33 protein-coding genes are annotated in these 25220 nt (G+C 41.0%); 16 read left to right on the top strand and 17 right to left on the bottom strand.

The genetic code is table 11. The annotated features are described in order from the left end of the window. Window positions 1-70: 70 nt before the first annotated feature. The gene (locus tag ACKTT2_RS21140) at window positions 71-868 is read right to left on the bottom strand and encodes an MlaE family lipid ABC transporter permease subunit (RefSeq protein WP_407890411.1); all 798 of its coding nucleotides are present in this window, start codon (window positions 866-868) and stop codon (window positions 71-73) included. Between the two features lie 516 nt (window positions 869-1384). Between ACKTT2_RS21140 and ACKTT2_RS21135 the strand changes: the two genes are divergently transcribed. From ACKTT2_RS21135 to aroH, 3 genes are all read left to right on the top strand, one after another. Then, window positions 1385-1672, top strand: coding sequence for a hypothetical protein (locus ACKTT2_RS21135; RefSeq protein ID WP_407890410.1), 288 nt, complete (start codon window positions 1385-1387; stop codon window positions 1670-1672). A 492-nt stretch (window positions 1673-2164) separates the two neighbouring features. After that, on the top strand, window positions 2165-2986 hold the full coding sequence (sppA, locus tag ACKTT2_RS21130; protein ID WP_407890409.1) for a signal peptide peptidase SppA: 822 nt from the start codon (window positions 2165-2167) through the stop codon (window positions 2984-2986). Between the two features lie 131 nt (window positions 2987-3117). Then, window positions 3118-3504, top strand: coding sequence for a chorismate mutase (gene aroH / locus ACKTT2_RS21125; RefSeq protein WP_407890449.1), 387 nt, complete (start codon window positions 3118-3120; stop codon window positions 3502-3504). Between the two features lie 176 nt (window positions 3505-3680). On the opposite strand, the gene crtR is transcribed toward aroH, so the two are convergent. Next, window positions 3681-4568: a beta-carotene hydroxylase gene (crtR, locus tag ACKTT2_RS21120; RefSeq protein WP_407890408.1), complete on the bottom strand. Its 888-nt coding sequence runs from the start codon at window positions 4566-4568 to the stop codon at window positions 3681-3683. Between the two features lie 251 nt (window positions 4569-4819). Here crtR and pyk point away from each other — a divergent pair, with 251 nt between their 5' ends. From pyk to ACKTT2_RS21105, 3 genes are all read left to right on the top strand, one after another. Next, window positions 4820-6589, top strand: a complete 1770-nt coding sequence (gene pyk, locus ACKTT2_RS21115) for a pyruvate kinase (protein WP_407890407.1) — start codon at window positions 4820-4822, stop codon at window positions 6587-6589. A 143-nt stretch (window positions 6590-6732) separates the two neighbouring features. Next, entirely contained in the window at window positions 6733-6972 is a 240-nt protein-coding gene (locus ACKTT2_RS21110) for a hypothetical protein (RefSeq protein ID WP_407890406.1), read from the top strand. Beyond that, window positions 6969-7235, top strand: coding sequence for a type II toxin-antitoxin system RelE family toxin (locus ACKTT2_RS21105; RefSeq protein ID WP_407890405.1), 267 nt, complete (start codon window positions 6969-6971; stop codon window positions 7233-7235). The genes ACKTT2_RS21110 and ACKTT2_RS21105 overlap by 4 nt, the downstream gene beginning before the upstream one ends. 276 nt (window positions 7236-7511) lie before the next feature. Here the strand turns inward: ACKTT2_RS21105 and ACKTT2_RS21100 are convergent, their stop codons facing one another. From ACKTT2_RS21100 to ACKTT2_RS21090, 3 genes are all read right to left on the bottom strand, one after another. Then, a complete protein-coding gene (locus ACKTT2_RS21100; RefSeq protein WP_407890404.1) occupies window positions 7512-8162 on the bottom strand; it encodes a hypothetical protein in 651 nt (216 codons plus the stop codon). Then, window positions 8144-8995 carry a WD40 repeat domain-containing protein gene (locus ACKTT2_RS21095; RefSeq protein WP_407890403.1) on the bottom strand — a complete coding sequence of 284 codons (852 nt, stop codon included), beginning with the start codon at window positions 8993-8995 and terminating at the stop codon, window positions 8144-8146. The genes ACKTT2_RS21100 and ACKTT2_RS21095 overlap by 19 nt, the downstream gene beginning before the upstream one ends. A gap of 190 nt (window positions 8996-9185) precedes the next feature. Then, window positions 9186-9311, bottom strand: coding sequence for a hypothetical protein (locus tag ACKTT2_RS21090; RefSeq protein ID WP_407890402.1), 126 nt, complete (start codon window positions 9309-9311; stop codon window positions 9186-9188). 40 nt (window positions 9312-9351) lie between these two features. Here ACKTT2_RS21090 and ACKTT2_RS21085 point away from each other — a divergent pair, with 40 nt between their 5' ends. Beyond that, on the top strand, window positions 9352-9627 hold the full coding sequence (locus tag ACKTT2_RS21085; RefSeq protein ID WP_407890401.1) for a UBP-type zinc finger domain-containing protein: 276 nt from the start codon (window positions 9352-9354) through the stop codon (window positions 9625-9627). 23 nt (window positions 9628-9650) lie between these two features. Further along, window positions 9651-9923, top strand: coding sequence for a ribbon-helix-helix domain-containing protein (locus tag ACKTT2_RS21080; RefSeq protein ID WP_407890400.1), 273 nt, complete (start codon window positions 9651-9653; stop codon window positions 9921-9923). A gap of 39 nt (window positions 9924-9962) precedes the next feature. Here the strand turns inward: ACKTT2_RS21080 and ACKTT2_RS21075 are convergent, their stop codons facing one another. Further along, a complete protein-coding gene (locus tag ACKTT2_RS21075) occupies window positions 9963-10112 on the bottom strand; it encodes a helix-turn-helix domain-containing protein (protein WP_407890448.1) in 150 nt (49 codons plus the stop codon). Between the two features lie 126 nt (window positions 10113-10238). Between ACKTT2_RS21075 and ACKTT2_RS21070 the strand changes: the two genes are divergently transcribed. The 3 genes from ACKTT2_RS21070 to ACKTT2_RS21060 all read left to right on the top strand — a co-directional run bounded on the left by ACKTT2_RS21070 (window position 10239) and on the right by ACKTT2_RS21060 (window position 12254). Then, window positions 10239-11168, top strand: a complete 930-nt coding sequence (locus ACKTT2_RS21070) for a helix-turn-helix domain-containing protein (protein WP_407890399.1) — start codon at window positions 10239-10241, stop codon at window positions 11166-11168. 35 nt (window positions 11169-11203) lie between these two features. Next, a complete protein-coding gene (locus ACKTT2_RS21065) occupies window positions 11204-11425 on the top strand; it encodes a helix-turn-helix domain-containing protein (RefSeq protein ID WP_407890447.1) in 222 nt (73 codons plus the stop codon). Window positions 11426-11504: 79 nt separating this feature from the next. Further along, entirely contained in the window at window positions 11505-12254 is a 750-nt protein-coding gene (locus ACKTT2_RS21060; RefSeq protein ID WP_407890398.1) for a dienelactone hydrolase family protein, read from the top strand. Between the two features lie 143 nt (window positions 12255-12397). On the opposite strand, the gene ACKTT2_RS21055 is transcribed toward ACKTT2_RS21060, so the two are convergent. Continuing rightward, on the bottom strand, window positions 12398-13921 hold the full coding sequence (locus ACKTT2_RS21055) for an FAD-dependent oxidoreductase (protein ID WP_407890397.1): 1524 nt from the start codon (window positions 13919-13921) through the stop codon (window positions 12398-12400). Between the two features lie 546 nt (window positions 13922-14467). Between ACKTT2_RS21055 and ACKTT2_RS21050 the strand changes: the two genes are divergently transcribed. Then, window positions 14468-14620 (top strand): PIN domain-containing protein, encoded by a 153-nt coding sequence (locus tag ACKTT2_RS21050; RefSeq protein ID WP_407890396.1) that lies wholly within the window; start codon window positions 14468-14470, stop codon window positions 14618-14620. A 101-nt stretch (window positions 14621-14721) separates the two neighbouring features. Next, window positions 14722-16056, top strand: coding sequence for a cytochrome P450 (locus tag ACKTT2_RS21045; protein WP_407890395.1), 1335 nt, complete (start codon window positions 14722-14724; stop codon window positions 16054-16056). Between the two features lie 207 nt (window positions 16057-16263). Here the strand turns inward: ACKTT2_RS21045 and ACKTT2_RS21040 are convergent, their stop codons facing one another. Then, a complete protein-coding gene (locus ACKTT2_RS21040; protein ID WP_407890394.1) occupies window positions 16264-16518 on the bottom strand; it encodes a hypothetical protein in 255 nt (84 codons plus the stop codon). On the opposite strand from ACKTT2_RS21040, the gene ACKTT2_RS21035 reads away from it, so the two are divergent. Both ACKTT2_RS21035 and ACKTT2_RS21030 read left to right on the top strand, forming a co-directional pair. Further along, entirely contained in the window at window positions 16517-16681 is a 165-nt protein-coding gene (locus tag ACKTT2_RS21035) for a hypothetical protein (RefSeq protein WP_407890455.1), read from the top strand. The genes ACKTT2_RS21040 and ACKTT2_RS21035 overlap by 2 nt on opposite strands. A 325-nt stretch (window positions 16682-17006) precedes the next feature. Continuing rightward, entirely contained in the window at window positions 17007-18662 is a 1656-nt protein-coding gene (locus ACKTT2_RS21030; RefSeq protein ID WP_407890393.1) for a fasciclin domain-containing protein, read from the top strand. Window positions 18663-18734: 72 nt separating this feature from the next. Here ACKTT2_RS21030 and ACKTT2_RS21025 read toward each other — a convergent pair whose 3' ends face one another. From ACKTT2_RS21025 to ACKTT2_RS21010, 4 genes are read right to left on the bottom strand one after another with little or no spacing between them, the layout of a single operon-like run. Beyond that, a complete protein-coding gene (locus ACKTT2_RS21025; RefSeq protein ID WP_407890392.1) occupies window positions 18735-19106 on the bottom strand; it encodes a hypothetical protein in 372 nt (123 codons plus the stop codon). A gap of 25 nt (window positions 19107-19131) precedes the next feature. Next, window positions 19132-19509: a nitroreductase family protein gene (locus ACKTT2_RS21020; protein ID WP_407890391.1), complete on the bottom strand. Its 378-nt coding sequence runs from the start codon at window positions 19507-19509 to the stop codon at window positions 19132-19134. A gap of 13 nt (window positions 19510-19522) precedes the next feature. Continuing rightward, window positions 19523-20233, bottom strand: a complete 711-nt coding sequence (locus ACKTT2_RS21015; RefSeq protein ID WP_407890390.1) for a SagB/ThcOx family dehydrogenase — start codon at window positions 20231-20233, stop codon at window positions 19523-19525. After that, window positions 20208-20678, bottom strand: a complete 471-nt coding sequence (locus ACKTT2_RS21010; protein ID WP_407890389.1) for an ankyrin repeat domain-containing protein — start codon at window positions 20676-20678, stop codon at window positions 20208-20210. The genes ACKTT2_RS21015 and ACKTT2_RS21010 overlap by 26 nt, the downstream gene beginning before the upstream one ends. Before the next feature lie 386 nt (window positions 20679-21064). On the opposite strand from ACKTT2_RS21010, the gene ACKTT2_RS21005 reads away from it, so the two are divergent. Next, on the top strand, window positions 21065-21817 hold the full coding sequence (locus ACKTT2_RS21005; protein WP_407890388.1) for a DUF4142 domain-containing protein: 753 nt from the start codon (window positions 21065-21067) through the stop codon (window positions 21815-21817). A gap of 146 nt (window positions 21818-21963) precedes the next feature. On the opposite strand, the gene ACKTT2_RS21000 is transcribed toward ACKTT2_RS21005, so the two are convergent. The 5 genes from ACKTT2_RS21000 to ACKTT2_RS20980 all read right to left on the bottom strand — a co-directional run. Further along, on the bottom strand, window positions 21964-22617 hold the full coding sequence (locus ACKTT2_RS21000) for a class I SAM-dependent methyltransferase (protein ID WP_407890387.1): 654 nt from the start codon (window positions 22615-22617) through the stop codon (window positions 21964-21966). A 739-nt stretch (window positions 22618-23356) separates the two neighbouring features. Beyond that, window positions 23357-23656, bottom strand: a complete 300-nt coding sequence (locus tag ACKTT2_RS20995; RefSeq protein ID WP_017743471.1) for a 2Fe-2S iron-sulfur cluster-binding protein — start codon at window positions 23654-23656, stop codon at window positions 23357-23359. A gap of 81 nt (window positions 23657-23737) precedes the next feature. After that, a complete protein-coding gene (locus ACKTT2_RS20990; protein WP_407890386.1) occupies window positions 23738-24109 on the bottom strand; it encodes a HesB/IscA family protein in 372 nt (123 codons plus the stop codon). Between the two features lie 86 nt (window positions 24110-24195). After that, window positions 24196-24993 (bottom strand): HesA/MoeB/ThiF family protein, encoded by a 798-nt coding sequence (locus tag ACKTT2_RS20985; RefSeq protein WP_407890385.1) that lies wholly within the window; start codon window positions 24991-24993, stop codon window positions 24196-24198. 10 nt (window positions 24994-25003) lie between these two features. Next, the coding region (locus tag ACKTT2_RS20980; RefSeq protein ID WP_407890384.1) for a nitrogenase-stabilizing/protective protein NifW at window positions 25004-25220 on the bottom strand (217 nt) is incomplete at its 5' end.

Below are 25220 nucleotides of genomic sequence, written 5' to 3'. Positions count from 1 at the left end.
ATCTTGTTATGAGTCATCAGTCATTGCTCTTTATCCCAAAGACAAAGGACGAAGAACAAATGACAAATGACTAAAACCCCTGCATTAAAGCACTACCAGATCCTTGGAACATGACCCAAGAAAGAAAGAAGTTACTAATAAATATAATCAGTAAGGCAGTCACAACAGCAGATGTCGTAGATTGTCCTACTCCTTTTGCTCCTCCTGTTGTTGTTAATCCCCAGTTACATCCTATAACAGCAATGAGAACCCCGAAGCAAAATGCTTTCACCATTGCACTCAGAATATCCCAAGTATTTAGAAAATTCCTCGCTGAGTCTAGAAAAACTGTATCGGAAAGATTGTATACATTTGTTGCGATCGCCATTCCTCCCAGCATCCCTGTTACTAAAGATAGAAGTGTGAGAATGGGCAGCATAATGCAACAAGCCAGTACGCGAGGTATAACAAGATAATCAATCGGGTCTGTTTTTAGCATCATCAGAGCATCGATTTGTTCGGTAACTCGCATTGTTCCAATTTCTGCTGCAAATGCCGAACCAACTCGCCCTGCGATAATAACTGCTGTTAACACGGGTGAGAGTTCTCGTGTCAGCGCTACAGCTAGAACTCCACCTACAACATTGCCAGCACCAAAGGTAATAAACTCTCTTGCTACCTGGATAGTAAATACTGCACCAACAAAAATAGCTGTTAATAAGGCAATGAACAGCGAATCGGGACCAACTGCTGCGAGTTGCTCTAAGGTATTGCGCCGATGGATTTTTCCTCTCAATAAGTGAATCATGACTTGTCCACTCAAGAAAGTTGCAGCCAGCAATCGCTGACTCCATGTCCCTAAACTGGATTTTGATATGTCATTGGTCATTTGTCATTGGTCATTTGTCATTGGTTATTGGTCATTTGTCATTGGGTATTAGTTATCACCTGTGTTCCCTCATCCTCTCACTCCCTCTCCCTACCTATTGGTCTAGATTAAGTAAGTGGAAGGAAAATAAAAGCCATTATATTAACAAATGTAACAAAGGCTAAAATTCTTACAAATGACGAATCACCAATGACCAATGACGATCTTGACTAATTCACTACTAATTGTGACGACTTACTTAACTAAGTTTAAAGCTCTTTTCAAAAATTCAAGCGTCGCTCATACTCTGTCTCATTTCAATGAGAACCTGAGTTTACGGTCAAATGCTATCTGTACTTGGATCGCTGTAGATTTTCTCTTTGGGGATCGCAGGACGTCTCTTGGAAAAATTGTGTATGTATTTTAATGTAAACTTAAGATTTTTGAACTCTCGACTGAAACAGAGCGATCGCGCTTATTGTAGAAAATGACAATTGGATTACTCTGTTAACCACTCAATGACTTCTTTCTTGCCTTATGAGCATTATTACGAACTTTCTCCGCTCTCTGTTAGTGTCGATTATTTTCAGCTTCGTTGCTCCTATGCTCATTATCGGTGGCTTTCTGCTGAGTGTCTCTCTCCTAGCTTATATTCCCGGATTCCAAACTGTGACTGATGCGATCGCCAATCCTATCTTGGAGTTTCTTGCTATCTTTGGCAGTGGCACTCCTCTTTACGGTCTCTTTGTTATCTGTTCTACCTTTAGTGTTGTCGGAGCACTATTTGAGATTTATGCCTACTACAGATGTCAAATTTTACGCTAAATCTATAGTTTCCCTATTAAAGACTATATCCTTATACAACTTCAAACTTCCACTATCCTAGCTTCTACAACAGCAGGTTTACCTTAACTTCACCTACCACATACAGATAATCCTTGCTTTACTGGTATGTTCTCGGTTTTCAAACTTAATGCGTATCGGCTAAAATCTGTCCATCAACACTCGTATAAATAATCACTAATGCTTTAGGCTTTTCTTTCTTCTGCCTTCTGCCTACATGCTCCTGTTTTTTTACGGTAGTAACTTTTTTTGTTTATCTACCGTTAGTTAAGCTTTGAAGACTTGTATAGCTTTTTGTTACTTTCTGGTTAAATATTAACAAACAAAGTTACAAATAAATCTAAAGAAAATATAAAATATTTTTACAAGAAGTGAAATTCGCAACAACCGCTTGTTTTTCTTAACATAGAAAAGCAGGCATTCTGCGTGCTTTGCATATAGTATCTAAGTCTGTTAGGAGTTTTTCAACTGCTCATGGTGTGGCCTTTTAAACCTAGATTCCAGAAACAAATTGCTCGGATTGAAATTACTGGTGCAATTGCCAGTGCTACTCGTAAGCGGGTATTGGAAGCACTGAAAACAGTAGAAGAAAGAAAATTTCCAGCACTACTGCTACGAATTGACAGCCCTGGTGGTACGGTAGGAGATTCCCAAGAAATATACAGTGCATTAAAAAGATTGCGCTCAAAAGTGAAAATAGTTGCTAGTTTTGGTAACATTTCTGCTTCGGGTGGGGTTTACATCGGTATGGGAGCAGAGCACATCATGGCGAATCCTGGTACGATTACAGGTAGCATTGGTGTGATATTGCGCGGTAACAACTTGGAACGCTTGTTGCAAAAAATTGGTGTCTCCTTTAAGGTAATAAAGTCAGGACCTTACAAAGATATTTTGGCTTTTGACAGAGAACTGACAGAACCAGAACACAACATTTTGCAAGAATTGATTGATACAAGTTACCAGCAGTTTGTACAAACTGTAGCTGATGCACGTTCTCTTGGTGTAGAAACAGTGAGAAGTTTTGCAGATGGTCGAATTTTTACAGGACAGCAAGCATTAGAGCTAGGTGTTCTAGACCGATTGGGAACAGAAGAAGATGCTCGCCGTTGGGCTTGTGAACTTGTTAGTCTCGATCCTGAAAAAACTCCTGTTTTTACTTTAGAAGAACGCAAGCCTCTGTTAAGTCGTCTCGTACAAGGAAGTATTCAAGGTTCACCAGGGCTAAGTGCTGGAATTGATTGGGTTGAATTTGAAATGTCTACAAGCGGATTGCCTTTATGGTTATATAGACCATAAAGAAAAAATAGTCATTAATCCGTTGTCATTTGTCATTTGTTCTTAGTCGTTTGTCTGAGACAATGAATAAACAGTGACCAGTGACCAGTAACCAGTAACCAGTTAAGGAGGAAAACTAAGTGGAGTGGCGAATGCGGGCGATTCGCGGCGCAACAACTGTTTCAGAAAATACGGTTGAAGCAATGCAAGAAGCAGTGATGGAAATACTTGATGAACTTGAAAAACGGAATCAATTACATCCAACAGATATCATTAGCGTAACATTTACTGTCACAAGCGATTTGAATGCAACTTTTCCGGCAGCGATCGCAAGAAAGCGTCCGTACTGGGATATTGTACCAATGTTGGATGTCCAGCAGATGCACGTTGAGGGTAGTTTGGAACGGTGCATCCGTTTTTTAGTTCACGTTCATCTTCCTGCTTCTGCCCCAATTCATCATGTCTATTTGCGTCACGCTGCGAGTTTGCGCCCTGATTGGTCTTTACCTGTTTTGGAGGGAGTGGGGAGTAGGGATTAGGGATTGGGGAACTCGGGGCCCCCTATGGGGATAAGGGGCAATGGGGAATAGGGATTAGGGATTAGGGGATAAGGTAGACAAGGAGGACAAGGTAGAATGAATGAACCCCCTTAATGCCCGATGCTTAATGCCTAATCTCCAATCTCCAATCCCTAATCGCCAATCCCCAATCCCAACTAATTGCTGTGATGAAACCGAATACCTAAAAAAATGTCATACACAAATCCGAAAAAGTCTTTTTTCTGTAGCAACCCTGTTGATTGATAACAGCCTTTTTCATCAAGGAGAGGCTTCATCAAGTAATAAGTGGGCTGGTAATTATACCAGGGAATGGAAGGCCATAAATGATGGATTAAATGATAGTTCTGCCCCCCGATCAGAACGTTTAGAATGGGATTGGGGTAAACGCGAGCATTTTTCCAGCGATCGCGTTCCGTAAAAGGACGATGGGGTAAGTAATCAAAAAACAGTCCTAGTGCTATGCCCACTACAAAAGCAGGAATAAACCAGAAATTGAGAATATATCCTAAAAAGTGGTATTGAACTGAGATATAAACCATCGCAATGACAATTGCCCTGCTAATAAACCACTCGAGCAGTTCGTATTTACGCCATAATTGCCGCTTGAAGAAAAACACTTCATGGTATAAAAATCGTACAGCAATTAACCACAAAGGACCACCTGTAGAGACGTAGTGATCCGGATCGTCATCTGGATCGTTAACGTGGGCGTGATGCTGCAAATGGACTCTTGTAAAAACAGGGAAAGCGAAAGCTAGCATGAGAGCACTGCCATGCCCTAACATAGCATTCATGACTCGATTGCGATGAGCAGATTGGTGACAGGCATCGTGAATCACTGTGCCTGCCATATGTAAAGCTAGAGTGTTAGCAGTAAAGCACACCCAGTGTTGCCATTCCCAAACCCAGTAGCCAAAGTTAGATAACACTAGTATTGCCACTGCTACCAAAAACATCAGCAGCGTCGGGTTGAGAGCGCCCGGAGGCGCTAGAAAATCCTTTGGGGGGACTGTCAGTGGCTTTGGTGCCTCCGACGTCAGCATCTTAAACTCCTTTTTCGTCGATCGATTATCTAGATCATGCCACTTTTCCATGAATAAAAGTTAAGTTTTGACAGGCAAAATTGCAGAAAGTAAATTTTGTCTAAAAAATTTATCATCGTTTCCACATAATAGCAGCAGAATAAGGGTATGATTTCAAGCGAGTCGTTCACGATTGGTTCTGTAGCGACAGACAAGAGAAGCATTCTAACTTTAGGATGATTCCCAGAGTAGCTCCCTAAGTTCCAGCTCCTATGCAACTAAAAGATTCCCTTCGCCGTACAAAAATTGTCGCCACAATCGGACCTGCTACCAGCAGCCCGGAAATGCTGAAAGCTATTATTGAAGCTGGTGCAACAACGTTGCGACTCAACTTTTCCCACGGAACTCACGCCGACCATCAGCGAAATATCCGCCTCATTCGACAGACCGCATTTGAACTTAATAAACCAGTAGCTATCCTTCAAGACTTACAGGGTCCGAAAATTCGTTTAGGCAAGTTTGAAAATGGATCTATAGTCTTGGCAAAAGGCGATCGCTTTATTCTGACGAATCGCCCAGTTGTGGGGATGCAAGATATAAGTTGCGTTACCTACGAATACTTAGCAGATGAAGTGCCAGTCGGGTCAAGAATTCTGCTAGACGACGGGCGAGTAGAAATGCTTGTAGAGGATATCAATCGCGAAAAAGGCGATTTATACTGTCGCGTGACAGTCGGTGGGATACTTTCCAACAACAAAGGAGTAAACTTTCCAGGAGTTTACCTTTCCATCAAGGCAATGACGGAAAAAGACCGAGAGGATTTGATTTTTGGTCTCGACCAGGGCGTTGATTGGGTAGCTCTTTCCTTTGTCCGCAATCCTCAAGATATGATTGAGATTAAAGAGCTGATTTCTAGCACGGGTAAGCAAGTACCAGTTATTGCCAAAATAGAGAAGCACGAAGCGATCGAACAAATGGAAGCCGTTCTAGCATTGTGCGATGGCGTAATGGTAGCAAGAGGCGATTTGGGCGTAGAATTGCCAGCTGAGGATGTACCAATACTACAAAAACGGTTGATTGCCACTGCTAATCGTTTAGGAATTCCCATTATCACCGCCACTCAAATGTTGGACAGCATGGTGAGTAACCCCCGTCCAACTCGTGCTGAAGTATCAGATGTGGCAAATGCGATTTTAGATGGTACGGATGCGGTGATGCTCTCAAACGAAACTGCTGTTGGTAAGTTTCCAGTAGAAGCCGTCGCTACCATGGCGCGAATTGCCGAACGGATCGAACAAGAAGAAGCACAAAATACTAACACCAGTTTACTAAAAGATCCAAAGCGTTCCATTCCCAACGCTATCAGCCAAGCAGTCGGTCAAATTGCAGAACAGCTAGGTGCAGCAGCAATTATGACTCTGACACAAACAGGAGCAACAGCGCGGAACGTCTCCAAATTTCGTCCCCAAACACCAATTTTAGCAGTGACACCTCATGTCAATGTGGCACGGCAATTACAGCTCGTGTGGGGAGTTAAACCGTTGTTGATGTTAGAACTCCCTTCCACAGGTCAGACATTCCAAGCAGCTATGAATGTTGCTCAAGAAAGGGGATTGTTGTCTGAGGGAGATTTGGTAGTCATGAGTGCAGGAACTCTTCAAGGGGTTTCTGGTTCCACAGATTTGATTAAAGTGGAAGTTGTCACAGCAGTCCTCGGTCAGGGAATTGGATTGGGACAAGGTTCGGTAAGCGGTCGCGCAAGAGTTGCTTACAATGGTATGGATGCTAGTCATTTTAACCACGGAGAAATTTTGGTTGCGCCTAGCACTAGTGCTGATTTCGTTGATGCAATTCGGAAAGCCTCTGGAATTATTACTGAAGATGAAAGTCTCACTAGTCATGCAGCTGTAATTTGTTTGCGTCTTAACGTTCCTGTTATTGTTGGTGTTAAAAATGCAACACAAGTCATTCGCGATGGAGCCATTTTAACGATGGACGTACAACGCGGGTTGGTTTACTCTGGTGCAGTCGGAACTCCATAAATTAAGAGGTCACTCCTTATATTCTCTCTGTGCTCTCTGTGCCTCTGCGGTTTAAAAATCATTTATTTAACCGCAGAGGCGCAGAGTACGTAGACGAGTAAAGTACAATATATTAAATTAATAATCAGAGCATAGGTTTAACAATGAAAACCGAACAAGATAGACAACAATTAATTAAAGAGATTAATGTACTGCTACATCAAGCTTATGACAGTACATTAGATGAGATTTACGCATTGTTAAAACGAATCGATGATATGGAGGATGAAGAAGACTTATTAGCTATTGAAGAAGCTAGAGAAGACATACGCATTAATGGTACTGTATCTTGGGAGGAAATAGAAGAAGAAATAAGAAACGATAGGCACAAGGACGTTGCGTGAGTTACAAAGTAAAATTTACAAAAGGTGCCAAAAAACAGTTGAGAAAACTACCCCTCGACGTGCAAGAACGCATACAAGCGAGAGTCAACGATTTAAAAATAGAACCGCGTCCAGACGGGGTTAAAAAGTTAAAAGGGCAAAAAAATTCATATCGTATTCGTATTGGTGATTATCGTGTAGTTTATGAAATAGAAGATGACATTTTAAAGGTAACTGTCGTCAAAGTAAAACATCGGAGTGAAGTTTATAAGGATGATGGTTAAAAATTGCACGGAGAAAACTACATTGGTGTTAAGGCTTATACTAGTTTTTTGGTCATACTGTAGCGAATAGTTTTCATTTCTAGTCTCCTCAACTCTTCCTCTTCGAGTGTTTCAATACTCCCACCTCTTGCTCTAGCATCTGCTGGAAATAAAAAGAATCGTAGTCTTTTAGGTGATGAAAAAAGGCGTAATTCACAAGTTCCTACACTTTCTGGTTGGACAAAAGGATACGTTAAATGTGTCTCTCCTGGTGATAAGCCGTTAAATAGAATCTCTTCATCTCTCCACAGTATGTATTACTGGTTTAAAACAACCATTTGAGTCGATTTTAATCATATAGATGTGCATAGGGGATTCTGTAGAATTGTGAATACTCAATCGAAAAATCTTCCTATGTTCAATGAGATATCCATTACGATCGCCAAGTTTTATTTCCTTGGCTGCTTCTAGTCGATCGGGTGTTCCATTTGCGTCTCTCACAAGGACAGTTACCTTGAGGGCAAAGTTTGTTTCTGGAATCGCTAGCACATCTGTCCAACAGTAAAGCTGTTCTCTAATATCCCAAAGGTCACTTTGAGAAAGCGGAATTAAACCTTTACTAGGATTTAGAGCTAAAAGTGTGTCTATAATCTCAATAACCCTTTCAAAATTGTTCTCAGAGAATCTCAGCTTGTCGATGAGCGTCTGTTGAAGCCCGATCGCGTCCTGAACAGCATTCTTGAGTTTTTGCCAGTGGACATACTCGTTAATCCCAATAACTACGACGAGCGATCGCCCCTGTTTAATAGGTTCAAATTTAACCTCAACGTCTAACACAGTCATCTTGCGCTCAAGTTTTTCTGTTTCTTGGAATTGCTCTGTCATAACCCCCGTTATTTCTTCATTGCACTCTGTGTATAAAATAGTTCTTACACTTGAAGCTGCCATAACCTAATTTCTAAATCATCCCCACCACTAGCAATTAGATTGCCATCAGGGCTAAAGGCAACTGTACGTACTTCTCCTAAATGTCCTGTTAGAGTTTGCAATAACTTCCCTGTTACTAAATCCCAGAGTTTCACAGTATAATCCGCACCAGCACTGGCAATTTTTGTTTCATCTTGACTGATGGCAACACACCAAATTCGACCTGCATGACCTGTCAAAATATGAGGAGATTTCTTGCTACCTGTTGCTAAATCCCAAAGTTTGATTGTTCGGTCTGCACCGCTACTAATTAGAGTTTGAGTTTGCGAGCTAATTGCCAATGACAAAACTTCGCTTAAATGAGCGTGGGGAATAATGTACGCTGGTTGTTCAGTACCTTTGTCTAAATCCCAAAGTTTAATAGTGGAATTTTGACCGCCACTAGCTAGCATTCGTCCATCAGAACTGAAAGCAAGCGCGAGAACTGGACTTTGGTGTGCTTGAAGACTACGCAACCATTTACCCGTTTTTAAATCCCAAAGGGAAACTTTCCCGTGTTCTGCACCCGTAGCAAAACAAGGACGTTGGGGATTTGGATTAACGGGTAATACCGGAACTAAAGTTAGTGTTTTAGAAGAAGCTTTGATTGTGTAGCGACAATCTCCCGTTTTTTTGTCTGACAATTGACTGCAATCCCATGCCTTAACGATCGCATCAGTACTGCTACTGAGCAGAATTTGTCCGTCAGGGCTGATACCAACACACTTAACGCGATCGCGCTCTTTTATCCCTCTAGAGAAAGAATAATTGAGGCTATTGGAAGTCGCATCTGTACAAAAAAAGTCCGCCAACACGGACTTAACATGGAAAGTAGGATTTCAAATTTTCTTTGCCCAAAGCGATCGAAGAGCAATAAGCTAAGGTTTTTGAAGATTTGTTGTCATCCAATCGTGCGAACCTTTTCAGCATTTTTATTTAGGTAATTATTGATATATTAAAATTAGTATAAATTAGTACACGTCATTAAAGTAGTATTCCGGGCTTCTAGAAAATTAATACATTAAGAAAATATAAAGAAATTTGCTTGGCTTCTAAATCAGTTGCACGAGTTTCCGATCTCTCGATTGTTCGCGATCGCACCGTTAGGTTAAACTCTAAAATTAGAAGCATTTAACGAGTCTCCTAACTCATCTATCGAGCGAGAAGCTTTATGTCCTGTAAACATCTGAATGAACTGACTCTAGAAAATCTAATTCTTAAAGCCAACTACCCAGTATTTCGGTGTGAAGAGTGCATGCGGATTAATGGACGTTGGGTGCATCTTCGCATTTGTCAGACTTGTGGCAAGATGCTGTGCTGTGACTCGTCTGAACATCAACATTCCCGCCGTCACTACGAAGAAACCGGACATATGGTCATTAGTTCAGCAGAATTAGGAGAGCAATGGCTGTGGTGTTTCGCGGATGAGCAACAGAAGAATTATTAAAATAAAGTACTTTTAAAAAATCCATGCAAATTGCTCTACCACCTGAAGTCGAAGCCCTAGTAAAACGTCAGCTCACAAGCGGGAAGTATCAAAACGCAATTGAAGTTATTCTTGCAGGTGTGAAACTCCTAGAACAACAAGAAGATATTTATCAAGGGCGATTGCAAGAACTGCAAGAAGAAGCAAGTATTGGGTTGGCAGCATCCCAAAGGGGCGAAGTTGTTGATGGCTCAACTGCAATGGGTCAAATTCTTTCTAATTTACGCGCACGTTACGGTGTCTCAGGCGAAGCATGACTCAACAATTTCGCCTCACCGAACCTCCTATTATTTACATCAAGCTGCCCATTTGGAAAGAATTTGACTTTCTGTAAGCTTAAGAGCATTTGCAATTTTATAAAGTGTTGTACGATGTGGCATAGAAGCAGAGTTAAAAAACCTACTTAATGACGGTTCCGGAATTCCTGTTTTTTCTGAAAGTTTTATAATTCCTCCCCATCTATCTACCTCATTCCGAAGAGATTTTTTGAATTCTACTATATCTTTGGCAATCCGATCTAAGTCATCAAAAGAAATAATTCTCTATAGAAGAGGCTACGCCAATACACAGAGATGTCAGCACAAAAAGTGGCGGTCATTGATTACCGCAAAGTCAATGCAGCAAACTCACTCTTGCCCAAACCATCCATCCTCTCAAGCTGTGGTTGGAGCCACCTGCATCTGGAAGTTTATCAACAGCCAAAATTTGAAGTTACAGAGCATCAACACACGATGCACGTCATTGCCTATGCTCCAGTTTCCTCTCGCTTTCCCGCATCCTCAAAAGGAGAACGGTGGTTGGATGGTAAGTTGCACTGCGAGAAGCGACATCAGGGAGATATTGCAATTATTCCTGCAGGAATTTCCCATCGCTGTAACTGGAATACCTCTGTTGAGTTCACAATTTTGGCAGTTGAGCCTGCACTTCTCCAACAGGTCGGTCAAGATATTGTGAACGGCGATCGCATTGAACTCATACCTCAGTTTATGGATCGGTCAGATGCACTGCTCCAAGGGATTTTCTTAACTTTGAAAGAAGAAGTAGAGGTTGGTAAAATTGGTGGCGATTTGCTGATTGATAATCTCAAAACCACATTAGCGATTCACCTTTTACGGAACTATTGCACCACACAACCTAAGCTTCCGGCTCGTTCAGATGGATTATCTCAATTAAGGCTGCAACAAGTGAGGGAGTATATCCACGAGCATCTCGATAGGAATTTGAAACTGGTCGAGTTAAGTGCGATCGCTCAAATCAGCCCCTATCATTTTCTACGTCTGTTCAAGCAACAAATGGGTATAACACCACATCAATACATTCTACAGAGTCGAATTGAAAAGGTGAAACATATGCTGCAACATAGCGATTTGAGTATTGCAAATATTGCAGTGCAAACTGGTTTTTCCGATCAAAGCCACTTGACGAGATGCTTTAAACGCATAGTTGGCGTGACTCCCAAAAAAAGTCTGACATTTCGTTCCTCTAGCCTAGGAAGTAATTAAATCATTTCGATGTACAGTAATATCATTTTCTACGTCTGTTCAAGCAAAGAATGGGTATAACCCCACATCAATATATTCTACACAGTCGAATTGAAAAGGCGAAATATCTACTGCAACATAGCAATTTAAGTATTGCGAATATTGCCTTGAGAAGTGGTTTTTCCGATCGAAGCCATTTGACGAGATGCTTTAAACGCATAGTAGGCGTAACTCCTAAAAAAAGGATGAAGGATGGAAATCGCGCAAAAACTTACTAAAACTCCGCAACTTTTTTCTAGAGTCCTGGAATGAAAGCTTTTTAAGCTATTAACAGCAGGTTCTACTAGGGGAAAAAAGATGAAAATTGAACAAACTGAGGTTTCGATCTCTACACCGGATGGGCAAATGCCTGCCTTCCGGCTGACACCAACCGAGCCTAACCACAAGCCAGCTGTCCTCCTATTGATGGAGGCTTTTGGCTTAACGTCTCATATTCGAGATGTAGCAATCCGAATTGCGAGGGAAGGATATGTAGTACTCGCTCCCGATTTGTACTATCGCGAGTTACCTAACAATAAGTTTGGATATGATGAGGTGGAATCAGCGATGGCAATGATGTATCGCCTCGATCTTAAATCTGTAGAAGCAGATATTCGAGCAGCATTGGCTTTTTTGAAGTGGCAAAAAGATGTGTATCGTGATAAGCCGGGTACGGCTTGCGCCAAAGGCGAACGCATCGGGGTGACTGGTTTCTGCTTGGGTGGCGGCTTAAGCTTTCTCACCGCTTGCAAGTTGTCAGATGAAATAGCAGCAGCAGCCCCTTTTTATGGCATGGTGCTAGACGAGTGGATTGATGCGGTGAAAGATATTGCCGTACCCGTTCACTTGTTCTTTGGAGGAATCGATCCGTTCATTCCACGCGATCGCATTCAACAAATTGAGTCGCGGTTCCAGGAACTTGGTAAAGACTATACTTTGAAGGTTTATCCTGATGCAGGTCATGGTTTTTTCTGTAACGAACGATTCGACTACAACCGCTCGGCGGCGGAAGACGCTTGGCTGCAACTGACACGATTCTTCGAGCGACATTTGCTCAGAGAAAGCTAAAAATTATGTCAAGTGCCAACTACACAGTAGAGAGGGAGATAGTATCACAGGACTTACGCAAAGCCCCCCTTTTTAAGGGGGGTTGGGGGGATCGACAACGTGTGAAACCCTTAAAATACGGTTGAGATTGCGTAAGTCCTATATCATATTTGGATCGCGTTCAATACGAAAGCCAACAACCCACAAAGGAGTATCAGACCGAGTACATAAAGAGTTATGGTAGTGCGTTTACTCTGAATCCAGATTTGCTCGTAGGAAAGTAAATGATTCTGAATGAGCAAGAATGCAGGAGGATTAAATATGAAAGGCAGTAACCGACTCAGTACAAGTCGCAGAAAAAAGTTGACAGACCACAACAACTTGCCAAGAGAATCTTGGTTATACTGCCAGGGATAAGCAACTTGGGAAAGGTATACCAAGGCTTTTGTATCAGGTAACCGTAAAGATTCGTATAAAGGTAAAGCCCGCGAGATCTCGTCATTAGTTTGAGAAAGCGCTTCATTCAAAATACATACATCCTCCAGTGCTGAATTTACCCCTTGTCCGATATCTGGAGGAAAGCAATGAATGGCATCTCCTAAAAGTACAATTCCATCTGGTTTATACTGGGCTATCTCTTGAGATGGTTGTTCTTGGCTTAACAAGAAGTGCAATCCAGAACAGTATTGGGGAATGGGGAAGTAACCGCCTTCACTGTTCACAAATCTCTCAGCTTCTTCAGGCGACACTATTTGACGTAAAGGTAATTGTGGAAAAGCTTTCTCAAAAAAATTGTACAGTTCCTCAGTGTTTTTCAATTCCCATATTTGATGGTCTGGGTACTTAATAATATTTGCAGAACGGGCGTCATCTGAGTTTTTCAGAGGCAGTAGACCAAGAGAAACAGAACGCTTGCGACCTCGCAAAGCCCCACGAATTGCATATGCTATAGTGCTTACGGCGCGGTTCTTGCCACTACGATCCAGAGGAAATTTTGGTGGGAGGGTTAATACTTTATATCTTAGAGAGGAACTGGGCGAGGGAAAAAGCTTCATTTCAAATTTGTCTGATGTAGGTTTGTCCCACTCTTTTAAGGTGTTGCGGACGATGGAGTGAAGACCATCACAACCAACTAAAAGATTGGGTTCAAATGTGACAATACTCTCGTTCTCTATGCGGACAACAACTTCCAACTTTTCCAGATGTGAATTATTTATACCTTTTTTGTTGATTTGCACGCACTTTGCATTGAACAAGACAGTAATGCGATCTTGCCAATTTTGTTCAATTTCCTGGTATAACAAAAGTACAAATGCTTTGCGTGGCAGCCAATAGGCAGTTTTCCGATTTGGATTTACAGTAGGTAAGTTAGATGTTGTGCAACTGCCATTTGGTTTAATTTTGGTCAAGTAAAATTCTGTACTTGGAACGCTAATTTCTGATAGCTTTTCCGTCAGACCGAGGAAATCTGTGAATTTTTGACCTCGACCATCAATTTGATAGTTGAATGATTTGTCAGGTTCATAGTAATCAGCAGTGGCACGTTGTTCCAAAACTGTAATATTCGTCCAACCATATTTAGCTAACATTAATGCGGTGGCAAGTCCAGCAGGTCCCCCGCCAACAATCAAGACATTTTGGCGAAAATGATGACTCTCTTTTTGTGCAAACGATTCTTCAGTCAACATGTAGATTGCCTTAAAAGCTACTATTTTTAGAAGTTACATCTTTATGCTTTATTTTACCGTACTTACTATCTCATAAAAATGGCATTACTTCTATATACTCCCTAAAGTAGATTACTTATTGTTTAATAATCCGATCTCCTACAAGAAAATATTAGCACTTGAGCCACTATCCTAACTTCCTCATACAAGATAGCTCCATTGAGGAAGAGAACTGTTAAATTCAAATATATGTGGAGGTGATAATTTATGACCCCAGCCCAAACACAAACCGAACCAAAAATATACACCCTTGGGTGAAAAAATACGAATGATTTTGTAAGAATTGCAAGAGCATGCATTGCAGTTACCAATTAGCGATCGCTGGTATTTAGTTCAGTTACTATTAGCATCGATTTAAAAAGAAACACTTTCATCTATTTCTAAGAGTCCAAGCGAAAAGCCTTTGACCGAACTCGAGCCTTGGACTCAAAGTTTAATTGGTGCGAGCGAGCTAGGAAGAGAAAATCTGGCAGAATCCCAGGTGGATTATTTAGAGGAGAAATATCGTTGAAGCGGGTTTTATTTGATAGCAATGTGTTGCTAGATGTTTTAGCGCAACATCAACCATGTGTTATGGCTTCTGCGCGATCGTTAAATATTGTTACACAGGAACAAGTCCAAGGATATGTTTCAGGTCATGCAGTTACTAATCTTTTTTAGATTTTGCGCCAAATTGCTAGTGAGTCAGCAGAATATTTTCTGGCTCTGAATTCTTACAATAAAATAACAGTTTTTCAAAGGCGTTTTTACCCTAGTTACTTATGTATACGGCAGAAGTTCCACGTGGCCCTAAAGGTCATTTTATTGTTGGTAGTCTCCCTGAAATCAGTAGAGACGTGCTAACCTTTTTTACAGAGTCGGCACGTAAATATGGTGACATTTTTCGCTTTTCTTTCGGACCTTTTCCAGCGATTATGATTAACCATCCTGATTTGATTGCGGAAGTCTTAGTTACCCAGCAGCCCAACTTTGTCAAAAGTAGTGTTTACCGACGTGGACTTCGCTTTTTAGGCAACGGCTTGCTTAACAGTGAAGGTCAATTTTGGCAACGTCAACGCCGTTTAGTACAACCCGCTTTTCATCTTGAGCGAATTGCAGCCTATGCTGACGTAATGGTTTCTTATACTAATGAATTACTTGAGCAATGGCAAAATGGGGAAGTCCGCGATCTTTATCAAGATATGATGTCGTTGACAGAAAAAATAGTGTCAAAGACGCTATTTGGTTTTGACATTAGGAATGAAGTTTCTGGTGTACAGAGGGCATTGGATGCGGTAATGGACTTTAATAACCAACTTAGCAATCAATATCTACTGCCAAGTTGGGTACCTACTCCTAGCAACTTACGATATGAACGAGCAACTCAACAACTAAATGTCATAGTTTATAAGATTATTAACGAGCGACGAGAAAGCGGTAAAGACATCGGCGACTTACTCTCACTGTTACTACGGGTACGAGATGAAGATAATGGAACTGGCATGACGGATCGGCAAGTGCGAGATGAAGTGATAACTCTGTTGTCCGCAGGACACGAAACAACAGCTAATGCTATGACATGGACATGGTTTTTGCTTTCACAGCACCCGCAGGTACAAGCAAAATTGCATTCTGAATTAAAAACAGTATTGTCTAAGCGTACACCAACTTTTGCAGACATTCGTTCTTTATCCTATACAGAGAAAGTTGTTATGGAAGCAATGCGACTGTACCCACCTGTGTGGGGAATAAGTCGAGTTTCCTTGCAGGACTGTGTTCTTGGAGGGTATAATATTAAAGCTGGTACAACTGTGTTCATCAGTCAGTGGGTGATGCATCGAGATTCTCGATTCTTTGAAAATCCAAATGTTTTCGATCCAGATCGTTGGGCAAATAATTTCCAAAAAAAACTACCTACGTTTGCCTACTTTCCCTTTGGTGGTGGCTCGCGAATATGCATTGGTAAGTCATTTGCCATGATGGAAGCAATTTTACTTTTAGCTACCATTGCACGCTCCTGGAGTTTGACACTACAACCAGACCATCCGGTGGTGCTTCAACCATCATTAACGCTACGCCCAAAATATGGCTTGAAAATGCAGCTAATTAAAATATAAATTGTTTGATTTTGTAGGATGGCTATCCATGCCCGTCCCGTATACGAGCAGGCAAAATGCCCCGCACCAAAAGAAATTTTGAGATATTTTTATTTGGAAGTCTCTCGGTTGTGACTTTTTCCCGGTGAGGAGATGACAAATAGCTCCCCGACTTCTCTAAGAAGTCGGGGAGCTAATGAGGTCTAAATTTTGGGCTTAATCTATTAACTACTGATGCCACCCTTTTAAGTCTGCTAGGTCGGTTGTATTTTTCTTGGTGTCTACTTTAATCTCATCAACAGTCTTTTCGAGATTAGTCAGTTTCGTATCAATGTTTTTAATGTCACCCTTAACTGATTCAATGGCTACCTTAGTCTCAGTCCTAAAATCGTTAACATCTTTCTGTAGGTTGTCTAACTTCTGATTAATCTGCTTTAAAACTTCTTCTAATGAATAGGTGACTGTTATCGGTGATTGGCTCATGATGTTATCCTCAAAGTGTAAAGGTTTTGCCAGTCAAAGAATGATGGCTCCTTCTTTACCGGATTTAATTAATATCAGGCCGTCGGGAAGTATACTTAGGGTGATGGTGCAGTGGTTGACGTATCGTTTGTGCATGGTTTTTGGTTGGGTGGAATATATTTAGGAGTTTGGGAACCGCAGATGAACGCGGATGGACGCAGATGGTTTTTTGCTTGATTTAATTTGAATCTGCTCTGTTTCTATCTTGTGGGATGGGCGTCCTCGCCCGTCCTTACTACGAGTTAATCCACGCCGATTGGCATAGACCAATGCTCTGTTTTTGTAGTACTCATCACATACGAAATCCTTGCTTAAGATAGATGCTAAGTTGCTGTTTAAAGAGCTATATCAAGCTATGTCAAGAATTTAAGCGAAAAATTCTCTTTTTTGAGGATATCGATCCAGTGGTGCGTTTTTGACCACTATCCCTGCTAATTAACTTATAAAATATGTATAAAAAGATGCATTGGACAACAAGAAGTGCTGCCGTAATTGCTTTAGGAGTGGCAACTGTAGCAGTAGCTCCCAAATTAATTTCTGCTCCAGTTTCAGCACAGGTCAGTGCTCCAACTGTAGCTCAAAACACTAACTTCCCTGATGTTGGCTCCAATTATTGGGCGCAACCATTTATTGAAGCCCTAGCAACAAGAAACGTAATTGTTGGCTATCCCGATGGTACTTACAGACCCGATCAGCCCGTCACTCGTGCTGAATTCGCGGCAATGATTCAAAAAGCTTTTAACCAGAACTCTGTTAGGCAGTTACCCCAGGGTGGATTTAGAGACGTTCCTTCTGGTTACTGGGGAGCTTCTGCAATTCAAGAAGCATATGAAACTGGATTTATGTCAGGTTACCCAGGAAACTTGTTTGTTCCAAATGAGCGAATTCCTAAAGCACAAGCAATCATTTCCCTCGCAAGTGGTTTGGGTTTAACAGCAAGCAACGCTTCAACAGAGCAAGTTCTGACAACTTACTATACAGATGCCAGTTCAATTCCCAGTTATGCTGTGAGTGGTGTCGCAACTGCCACACAAGCTAATCTTGTCGTCAACTATCCAAATGTAAATGTGCTCAATCCCTTGACAGCCCTGACTCGTGCGGAAGCTGCAGCACATTTATATCAAGCTTTGGTGAGATTGGGACAGTTACAACCCATTCCTGGTAATGTCGCTGCTGCTAGTTATATTGTAGGTAGGACATCTGGTGGTAGTACAAATAACCAAGATATCGTGTCTCTTGCTGGAGCTAGTGGTTCCTTTACAACTTTAACTTCTTTGTTGAAGGCAGCTGGTCTAGCGGATACTCTACAACAACAAGGACCTTTCACTGTCTTTGCTCCAACAGATGAAGCATTTGCTGCTGTGCCTCAAGCCACTTTAGAGCGGTTACAACAGCCAGAAAACAGAGAAACACTGATCAAGATTTTAAGATACCACGTGGTTCCCGGTACGATCGCAACTAACGAACTCAAGACTGGAAATCTGGAAACGGCTGAAGGTCAACCTCTCAATCTTAAAGTTAATACGAGTACTAATCAAGTCACGGTCAATAACGCGAGTGTCATTCAGTCCGGCGTTCAAGCAAGCAACGGTGTTATCTATCCTATCAACCAAGTTCTCATTCCATCTGGCGTGAGTCTAAATCAAAAGCCAGGAAATGGTAGAGGAGACAGTGTTACACCAGGTAGAGCAACTCGTGGTGTCTCTAGCTACATTGGAGTTGGTGGCAATATTGGTTTGGGTGGCGATTCAGGGCTTAGTGAAGGGAACTTTGCAGTTGTCAGCAAAATTGGGTTAACAAGATTCATCTCCGTAAGACCATCAGCCGTTATAGGAGATGACACTGTTGTTTTAGTTCCTATTTCCTTCGACTTTGCTCAAAGATCTGCGGACGCTTTTGAAAACAGATTTGGTATAGCCCCTTACATAGGAGCTGGTGTTGCTATTGAAACGAGCGATGATGCTGATGTTGGTTTGCTCCTTTCTGGAGGTGTGGACGTACCTTTAGGTCGTCAATTTACATTAACAGGTGCTGTCCATGCAGCTTTTCTGGATGAAACTGATGTAGGGCTTGTACTGGGAATAGGTTATAATTTCAGATTCTAATTTAGTTAGTGGTTAGTAAATAGTAGGGGCGCAAGGCATTGCGCCCGTATAGTGGTTAGTAGTAACAACTAACTATGCCCTATTCCGATAAACAGATAGCTCGTCAACTCTCATTTCAAAAGGCATTCCCTGTCCTTTTGGAGCACAAACGCGAATCTTAGCACTACTAACAACTTTGTGTAGTAATTCTGCCATATTTGTTAGCTGTTGCAAAATTCGCCAATTTGTGATTTGATCCTGACATTCGATAACTAAGGTCAAGCCATTTGTCTGAGAAGTGACATACCACCTACAAGCAGCTAGTAAATCTTGGATAGTGCGATCGCATCCTTCATAAAAATATCTACTAATAGAATATTCTAGTTGCTGACGTAAAATAATATCTGCTGATGTTAATTGAACGGGATGCGAATCATCCTCGTGGTAGAAATGCTTTCTCTTCATCTTCCTTATTCCTTGATTGTTTCATTTATTGACCAATTACCAATGTGTAGAGAATATCTTTTTTCGTTTCTAAGAAATCGCTAGTTTCGTCATCATAGAAAGCGCCAATACCACTACACCCACCTTCCCAATAATTGCTAAATAAATAGACTCTTTGCCCTAAAAATCCAGCAATTTGCATTGCAGTTTGATAGTTCCTGTAATTAGACACGAGAAACAAAGTTACAGCACTATCTTTAGCAAGAGCTTGATTTACACACAAGTATCCTACCTTGTCACTAAAATCACCTTCTTTTATTCTGTGATTTTGGTAGTATAACCCCGGCGATATTCCTTCAACCCTGTTAACAACAGAATAAATTTCTATCTCCTCAATATTTTCTGTTGGTATTGCTTTTTCCACTTCCTGCAAAATCCTACAGAAAACGCTTGCACCAGATAGATCCTTTAAGAAAACGTCGGCAAGAACGCCTATTCCAAACAGTTCGGAAAAACTTTTCCTTATCAAAGCTGAACTGCGGATATTCGAGTTGCTTTTGGGGACTTGCCTGCAAAGCAGTTTCTATATAGCCATCTTCAATAAATTTACTGGCTTCAAAATAATCAGTTCCGCAGACAAAAGGAACTTTTAGCCTGAGACGTCTGACTTTTTTGGTTTGGAACTCACCAGAAATGGCACAAGCTGTAATAAACTCTTTATTCTCAAAGCCTAAGTCTAAATTGAGAGCGAGTCTATCAGAATCAAAAATAAGTTGGACATTTCTATCGCGAACGTAAGCCGAGGCTGCAATCGCACCTAAATGATGACCGCTATCTAGAAAGCAGTACCTCACACCTCTGTCTTGATATTTCCAACTAGACCTATAATAAACGCAACTGATTAAAAAAATGAATCCATTGATACTATTATCAGGTGAAATATAACTTTCTAATCCATCATTAATCAATTCATAAATAAGAGTTAGACAATGATTGGCAACTTCAAGATGATAGCTCCCATCAATTATCCCTTCAATTTCCCGAATCTGGACGTAAATCTCGACATAATTTGGATTTGTCAGCACTGAAACATATGAATGTTTTGTAGCGTCGTGGTAACTCTTACCTACTGTTTTGCTGATTAGCATTTTTTAAAATTCTCAGAACTTCTACATTACTGGCAAAATCTATAGCTTTATAATCATCTAAATTTTTTAGATCTAGATTTGGATTATGTGTCAAAAGCAACTTGACAACTTCTGTATTTCCGGCTGAGGCTGCATACATTAAGACAGTTGCACCGTTATCATTTTGATTGTTAATATCAATTTTTACAGATAGTAACAACTCAATTAATTGATAGCGATCGCCAAAACAAGCAAACCACAAAGCATTATTTCCATCATTGTTTCTAGAATTTAGATCTACACCAGCATTAATCAAGTCTTTAACAACTGATTCAGATCCTTCCCTAGTCGCTTTCATTAAAGCTGTGTCACCATTTTCTCCACGGCTATCCAAATTCTGAGTGCTGTATCCTTTTGCTATCATCCATTGACGAGTCGTTTCACTTAAAGAAGACTGCATACTCATTTTTGATTTTTCACTTTCTATCGTACTTATACCATGCGTGGATTTTAGATTTTGGATTCAGAAAGCCTTGCTTAGAATTAGTTTCATCCAATAATCAGTCTCATTGTTTTTTCCAATTGGTCTTATTTCACATTTTTACATAAATTTTAAAATATTATTTTCTCAAAAAATAATTGGTTAGAAAAAATCTCAATAAAAAAAGTAATTTATATGACTTAGCACCAAATTATTTCCTATTGAAAATGAAGCAATCCGTAGTAAGTATAATAATCAATTATTCACTCCATAGACGGAAAGCGACTTTACTCCGAAGATAGAAGAAGAAAACAAAAATACTAGATACCTTTTCATCAGTGAAGTCAACACCTACTTAAGTGGTAATAACTATGCACAATAGAACACACTCCATCAAAAATTTTATTGGCAGCTTTCTGGGAGTTGCTGGCATAAGTGCTGTTATTGCTTTTCCCACCATAGGACAAGCCAACATTAACCCTAATACTTCTCATAACTCCAATCGGTCTATCCTTGCTCAAAATACTCCAAGTAAGCCAAGCCCTGCTCCTAACTCTACAAATCGTACTGGTAACCAAGCTAACATAGACCAAAAATTTGTGACTCAGGCAGGAGAAAGTGACCAGTTTGAGATCCAGACAAGTCAACTAGCTCTTCAACGTGCAAAAAGCCCTGAAGTGAAGAAATATGCACAACACATGATTAATGAGCACAGAAATTCGAGCAAACAGTTAAGCAGTATAGCTCAACAGAAGGGTTATAAACTACCAACAACTATAGGTCAAGCAAATGCATCCTTATTGACGCAACTTACGAAGGCGGTTGATACAAACTTTGACAATACATATATGCAACTGCAGGTGACAGCTCACACTAAAACTCTCGATAATTACCGAAACTACATTGCTAACTCGTCAAACTCTGATTTAAAAGCCTTTGCTACTAAAACTGCACCTATTATTGAGAATCACCTAAAAATGGCACAGAGTATGGTGGGAAACTCAGGTGATTCTGGTTCTAGTTCCGGAACTTCTCCTAGCAGGATGACACCTGGTACTCAAAGACCTACTACGAATACTCCTGGTACGGGAACGGTTCGTCCGTCACCAGATACAGGACGGTAAAACTTTTGATTTCTTTGTGGTCCGGGCATCTTGCCCGGTATTAATGCTTCTGTGGTCAGGGCATCTTGCCCGGTATTAATTAGAGGCGGGCGAGGACGCCCGCACCACAAAATGTGTCACAATATGTACAATAAGATGACCTGCTTTCATTTTTTCCGAGCAACAATATGAAAAAGATGCCAATATTTATCTTCTCCGATAGCAGTTTTTCCAGGGTGCTCTTCTTCCTCTAACATCTCTATTTCAAAAGGTTGGAGTAATACTTCTACTTGTTGGCGAGTGTGATGGGTAATTGTTGGAAAAATTGCCCAAGAATCGCGCTCGCCAAACAATTGTCCGCAAAACCGACCTCCCTCTCTTAAGGATAAAGTGATTTTTTTCCATAGTTCAGGGAAATGTTCTGGCAAGCAAAATGGTAGAGAAAAACTAGCGTTTACCATGTCTACCGATTTTGGTAAAGTCACACATTCAAAGCGGCTTATTAGGGTTTCTAAAAGTTGACCATCGCTGTCGAGACGTTCCAGTAATCTTGTAATTGCTTCTGCTTCACCATCAATAGCTAAAACCCGCCAACCGTGGTGTAAAAGTTCTACTGTATCTCTTCCTTCTCCACAACCCAGATCGACTGCAAATTTTGATACACAAGTATTTGTTATACTATCTTCAAGTCTTTCCAATTCAAAATTTCCAAGCGCTGTCAACAAGGTTTCTCGCGGAGGACGACCCACAACAGCATTATAATAAGTAGACCATTTGCGCTCAAAAACTTCTTGAGAGCGATCGCTGTTTGAGCCTGACATAAGCAACCCAGAATAACGTATAACTAAATCATAAATTTTAATTGTATAGGGATTTCCAAGAAATAAATTATCCATCTTGTGGGACGGGCGTCCTCGCCCGTCTTATACTGGTGGCGGGCGGGACGCCCCGCAATCGCCTCAACGCTTGGAACCCTCCGCAGTTGCTTCAACGCTTGGAACCCCCGCAACGCACTGCTCTCCGCACGGCGCTGCTCTTCGCACCACAAGAAAAAGTTGAATATTTTTTTATTTGGAAGTCCCATAAATAATTTCTCTGCTCGTACAAAGAATCCTATTAGCAGGTAAATTATACCAGTGTTTTAAAATTAGGTATGTGAATGAGAGAAGCTTTATAATTACACGTTGAAGCCCCAATACAAACTAGAGTTCACGTGAATTTACAGAATTCTTTTATTAGCTATTCTAGTAAATTTACGGAAGACGAAAGTTGAGGTGGGGAGTTAGTATGATTTTGTTAGAATAAAAAAACAAAAAATACAGTATAAAAGTTAGCGATCGCCCGCTATCAAAAGACGATTTTCCTATTTGGATATGAGATGAGCATTTAGACAAAGGCGTTAGGAAAAAGGTAATTATTTTACCTTTTTCCTTCTTCCTTTTTAGATTTATTTAAGTTGGTATAGCTGCCCGACTTCTTCCTTGAAGTCGGGCAGCTGGTATGGTAAGGAGCCTCGGCTCAAAGGTATTCCCAAGCGAAGCCTAGGAACGAGGTGGAGGTCTATACTAAATAAGGCTCTTGGTGAGTCTTAATTGTGCAGTTAGAACGTGGGTAAGTTACGCAAAGCAATGCAAACCCTTGTCCTACTTGCTCGTCATCCAAGAATGTTTGATCGGATTGGTCGATTTCACCTTCAACAACTTTTCCAACGCAGCTAGAGCAAGCACCGGAGTGACAAGAGAAAGGCAAATCAATACCTTGTTCTCCTGCTGCGTCTAGAATAGTAGTTTCTTCATCGACTTCAATTGTGGTATCGAGATTTTCTTTCTTGCTGATCAGTCTAACTTGATAAGTAGCCATTTTCCAAATCCTCGCACTCTCGGTACACAATGGTTTTATGGCTTCAAGGGTGTTTGCCAATTCATAATTCATAATTACGAATTATTTACAGGGTGTACCTGCAGATGGGCAGTCAACTGTTTTGAAGGACTTTCCACAACCACAAGTTTCTGTGGCATTGGGGTTGATAAACTTAAAGCCGCTTTCCATCACCCCATCCACAAAATCAACAATCATTCCTTCCAGCAACGGCGCACTTTTGGCATCAACGTAAATAAGCACTTTACCTTCTTGGCTTACTACATCGTCTGATTGCGGCTTACTAGTAATTTCCATTGCATACTCATAGCCACTGCAACCACCATCTTTGATAGAAATGCGGATGCCTTTAGTTGGAGTAGTTGTTTCGGGATTAGAACCTCGCAGTAATGTTCGTAGGTGAAATTCTGCTTTTTCTGTCAAAGTCACAGTCATTGAATATTCTCCTCAATTGCTAATAGCTAATTGTTAGTTGTTAGTTGTTAGTTGCTAATTGCGTTATTGCCATTAACAATTAGCCATTAACGATCGACCGTTAATGTTTCCATCGGCGTAGGTTGTGAGTATCTCCAAGGCGCATTGTTACCACAAACCGGACAGGAGCGATCGCGATAAGAACGACGTTTAGCAAACTCCATCCGAGATAAGTCTATGGTGAGCAATTGAGATAACAGAGGCTGACTTAACCCAGTGATCAACTTGATAGCTTCTAGTGCAGTCAAACAAGCCAGAGTGCCAGAAACAGCACCTAGAACTGAAAAACCGCGTCTGTCCCAATCAGGCTTTTCAGGGAACAAGCAAGACAAACAAGGAGTCACACCGGGAATAATCGTTGTAAGATATGCCTCCATTCCATCCATTGCTGCTTCCACCATAGGCTTACGCCAGCGCACGCAAGCTGCATTCAGCAGATCGCGCTCTGTAAAGTTATGAGCGCAATCAAGAGCCATATCAGCTGATTGTACTAAGGAATCAACATTTTCCGGAGTAACATATTCATGCACTGCTTCTATAACGACATCAGAATTGATAGCTTCCAGAGTTTCTTTTGCTTTGAATACTCTTGGCTTACCTACCCAATCATCAGTCATAAGAATCTGACGATTCATATCGTCAAGTCGCAGATCTCCACCACGAACAAGAATTAGTCGCCCAACGCCAGCTACTGCAAGGTATAGCGCCGCCGTACCGCCTAATCCTCCTACACCCGTAACCAGAACTGTCGCTGACTTGAGGCGCTTCTGTGCTGTTTCTCCAAAATTAGGAAGCATCATTTGGCGACTATAGCGTTCTAATTCGGTAGGCGTTAGGTTTATCACTTTTTACCTCCTAATCAGAAGTGATTTCTGTCAGCGTAACTACATTTTTTGGCTTCTCATTAAACACTTTGAACAGCTTTTGTTCTTGAGGTGTTGAAGAGAGAAATACCTGATAAGCTTGTTGTAGCGCCTCACAATATTTACTTAACCGTTCCAGATCGCTGAGGTCAGTATAATTATTATCAATTTCCTCAATCAATTGAGAAAACTTTTTCAAAATATGCAGG

This window comes from Scytonema hankhaensis NUACC26 (assembly GCF_045865695.1).
GTDB lineage: Bacteria > Cyanobacteriota > Cyanobacteriia > Cyanobacteriales > Nostocaceae > Scytonema.
This window is presented reverse-complemented; position numbering and strand designations above follow the sequence as displayed.